The organism is Streptomyces sp. SID3343 (assembly GCF_009865215.1).
Classification (GTDB): domain Bacteria; phylum Actinomycetota; class Actinomycetes; order Streptomycetales; family Streptomycetaceae; genus Embleya.
The window spans coordinates 1-880 of sequence record NZ_WWJX01000483.1 but is presented as its reverse complement, the minus strand read 5'-3'; the positions used below and the strand labels follow the sequence as shown (position 1 = coordinate 880).

General features: G+C 72.5%; 1 pseudogene. It reads left to right on the top strand.

Annotated elements, in window-relative coordinates:
* Nucleotides 1-128: 128 nt before the first annotated feature.
* Nucleotides 129-880 (top strand): annotated as a pseudogene (locus GT354_RS15395) (hypothetical protein); the annotation flags it as partial.

The following is an 880-nucleotide window of genomic DNA, read 5'->3' as shown; positions in this document are numbered from 1 at the left end:
CGACCCGGTCGTCCTCCTGCAGGGCGCGAACCTCAACGCCCCGCTCACCCGCGGCTCCGCCCTGCCGGCCCGGCGACCGCCTGGTCACCGCCATCGGAGCGACCGACGCAGGCTCGGTCGCCACCGACGTGGCCCGAATCGCCACCGGCGGACTACCCGTCATCGTTTCGGCCGCACTGACCGAGTTCTTCATCCTCGCCCGCACCCCGAACCCGGGAACCGTCGAACCGGAGCAGGTCACCGGCGCACTCCCCGAATACGGCACCGACGCGTGGCGCCGGCCCTGGCAGCCGCTCTACCTCATGTGGAAGGCCGGTTACACGCCGCCGGCCTACGAGGAGGACGGCCGGGCCTGCCGGCGCTTCGACGGCACCCGCTACCGCTGGACCGGCGAAGGACGGATCCCCGAACACGTCGAGGTGACGGGCCGCCAGATCCTCACCCCCAGCGCCGGCCACGCCCTTGCCGGACAGATCGACAACTACGCCGCCCATCGCGCCGACCTGCCCCGGGACCTGATGCGCCGGCTGCGCGAGGACGCCCGGCGCAAGGACCTCCTCTCCCAGACCCTCGACGGATTCGGCGCAACCCTCAAACAGCGCGAGCCCGGCGCCGCCCGGCGCCCGCCCCGATCCGTCGAGGCCCTCGTCGACCGAACCGACAGCCCGGCCCCGGTCCCCGGTACCCCGCCCAAGTACGGCGGCCAACCCTGGAAGGACTCCGTCTTCCACGAACTACGCGCCGGACAAATGGCGTTCACCCGCCTGTCGGTCGTCGACCGGTTCGGCCGGGCCGTCAACCTCATCGACGACGAACTGCACTTCGAACCCGTCCGCCCCGGCCCGATGACCCCCGACCACCCCATTGACGCCCGCCCGAT